At 40.0% G+C, this 2,683-nt stretch carries 3 protein-coding genes and 1 pseudogene; all 4 read left to right on the forward strand.

Going from position 1 to position 2,683, the window contains the following annotated elements; genetic code table 11:
• Nucleotides 1-310: pseudogene (locus E2I14_RS19535) on the forward strand (type VI secretion system tip protein VgrG); the annotation flags it as partial.
• 9 nt (nucleotides 311-319) lie between these two features.
• The gene (locus tag E2I14_RS19100; protein ID WP_133331525.1) at nucleotides 320-1,363 is read left to right on the forward strand and encodes a hypothetical protein; all 1,044 of its coding nucleotides are present in this window, start codon (nucleotides 320-322) and stop codon (nucleotides 1,361-1,363) included.
• Between the two features lie 11 nt (nucleotides 1,364-1,374).
• Nucleotides 1,375-2,001: a hypothetical protein gene (locus E2I14_RS19105; protein ID WP_133331527.1), complete on the forward strand. Its 627-nt coding sequence runs from the start codon at nucleotides 1,375-1,377 to the stop codon at nucleotides 1,999-2,001.
• A gap of 81 nt (nucleotides 2,002-2,082) precedes the next feature.
• Complete coding sequence (locus tag E2I14_RS19110) at nucleotides 2,083-2,598, forward strand: hypothetical protein (RefSeq protein ID WP_133331529.1); 516 nt, start codon at nucleotides 2,083-2,085, stop codon at nucleotides 2,596-2,598.
• Nucleotides 2,599-2,683 lie beyond the last annotated feature (85 nt).

A 2,683-nucleotide genomic window follows, 5' to 3' on the forward strand; every position in this document is an offset into this window, starting at 1 on the left:
CGGCAGCTTCACCGAATGGAGTGCCAACGGAATCAAAAGCGGAACCAAAGGAACGTGGACAGAACATGCCGCGGCACACACGTCGCTGGGGCCGTTGAGTAGGCCTGTGGAGTTGCCAGAATTACCGAACCCATCTCCATTTGAAGAGCAGTTTAGATTCCTAGATGAGTTAGGAAATCCCTTGCCGAACATCGCCTATACCATCTCCAGTGCATGCGGAAAGACTTGGAAAGGAATAACAGATGCGAATGGGATGTCTCAACGAGTATCGACAAAAACGCCTTCATCATTAGCCGTTCATCTTAATTAGAGGTTTAAAGTGGCCACATCGAAAAATGCACCTTCTAAAAAATTAGACAAAGTATCGCAGACCAACACCTTATCAAAAGGCGTTGCGTCCGCCAGCGTAACGAACAAAACTAAAAAATCGCTCACAAAAGTAGTCGTTGTAGAAACAGATAGCGGTGAGTGGGTAAAGCCCGCGACGGGTGAAAAATTTTATATTGATGACGAAGCACGTTTTCCAGAAATCGCTTTCGAAATAACAACAGAAATCGAGCCACCATATAAGTGGTTATGGGAGATAAGTTGGGAAGCAAAAGTTAGTGGCTTACGTGAAAAAGCCCGTGGCAAGCTAGTCCAAACATTCAAAGAGCAAGGCAATTTTGACCAACGTGCTAAAACATGGGACGCGAAAAAAATAGGTAAGGTCATTGGCGGTAAGTTAGTCGTCAAAGTGATCGTCGATAAACAAGTCTTTAAGCGAACAGTTTACATATTAGGAAAACAACCGACCCAGAAACAAGTGGACGATTATTTAATCTCAAAAAATGCCGGCAGTTTGAGCAAATTAATTAAGCAAGAGTCACAGCATAAACATTTTATTTTGTTGGACTCTGAACCGATAGTATCCGGTGATAAGGGTTATGGCTTAGCGCAGCTAACAACTCCGCCACCAACTTTTGAACAAATTTGGCAATGGAGAAAGCACTTGGACGAAGCTATTAAATTGTTTGAAATAAAAAGAAAAATCGCAAAAAATTATTTAGGAAAAAAAGACAGACAGTACACAAATGAAATGTTGGAAGTTGAAGCCATCAGTCGCTGGAATGGTGGCGAATACCATACATACAATGACTCAAAAAAAACTTGGGAGCGAAACCCAAATATTCTTTGTGACACGGCGACCGGAAATATTGGATGGGACATAAGCGCGCAAAAGTTAAATATGGGAAAAACTGAAGCGGAATTACGCAAACGTGATAAAGATCAATATTCAAAAATGAGGGAGGGTCAGACAGAGGAACATCCTTGGCATTATTCGGGCGTTTGTTACATTGACCACGTGCAGAAAACTAACTGAGAAGAATTATCATGAGTTTCAATAAGACAGCAATTTTTATATTTCTATCGTGCATATTAACTCAACCCGCAACAGCGCAAAGGCAACCAAAAGTCAGTCTATCTATTGAAGAAAAATATAGGGAAAATTTTTCTAAAGGCTTTGACCCAGTTGAGTTTTTGATTATTGATAATGCTGGTATTTCGAGTGATACCCAAGGTTTCGATCCCAAAAATGGGATATTTATTATGCGATTGTCCAATAATAGTTCGACACAGTATTTCTATTGTGCTGAATTGAATATGCTATTAAAAAATGGCTACCATTTAGAAAGCGTAAACATAAACACGATACGAAGCGGCAATGCTGACTATTTTATCGTTCACATGATGCGTCCGATAGAATACAAAGATGAGATTACCACTTGCCGGCTAGGTCGCGCTGATGAAAAGAGTTATCTAATATCGGTCTCAAACAATAAATTAAAAATTATTGATAGAGACTTCCCAAAATGTGGTTCTAGTGCTGAGGTTATTAAAACTGACGATAAAATTGGTTACACCGTGACTGATATTTTTGGCGGAAGCGTCACCGATTTTTTGATCATTAATGGGAAACTTGAAAAACAACCGACACGATTAATCGAACAAGAAAAATAATCCCAGCGTTAATTTCAAAAATAAGTGATCTCAAGTTAACGCTGAGTTGAACAGCATTCTATTAAGAAGGTAAAAATGCACGTGAGTAACGCAGATAGTCAGCTACGAATAGAAACCATTTTTTATTCATTTGCTATGAGCGACTATGAGGGAACCGACTCGGTACCTTTACGAGCTTTCATTTCATCCATTTTTTACGTTAATCTCCCTAAACGTTTATGCAGCCAATCAATCGACATTGCACAGCAAGAGGGACTTATTGAATGGGATGACCAACGAATCGGTGCGATTAAACTAACGGCAAGAGGTTTAAAGCTTTTTATCCACTTACGTGATAATTTTTGGGATGACGATGCAGTAAATTTACTTTTTCAAAAATTAATTATTGATGCCGAGACTACCTCATTACGACATCAAACAAGTAACAGAAAGATCTTTGCATACGCCGGTGATACCTGTCCAGCAACAGGAAAGTGGAAGCGCTTACCTGACGGCAAAGAGCAATACATAGAACAAAATGAATTAATGCCCTTGCCTAAATACAGTTCAAACGGACGTAACCGGTTCCTGAGCGGCGTTATTTTCAACCGAATCTAATTGCGACACAATCCATTCCAGTTTAATCAACCGGAGTGCGAAATGACCAAGCCAGCATCCGCTGCATCAAAAGAATCCACATGGC

Source organism: Sapientia aquatica (genome assembly GCF_004358105.1).
GTDB lineage: Bacteria > Pseudomonadota > Gammaproteobacteria > Burkholderiales > Burkholderiaceae_D > Solimicrobium > Solimicrobium aquaticum.

Excerpts from the sequence above, each read along its gene's own strand:
- E2I14_RS19105 (WP_133331527.1), top strand. The coding sequence starts at position 1,375 with ATGAGTTTCAATAAGACAGCAATTTTTATATTTCTATCGTGCATATTA.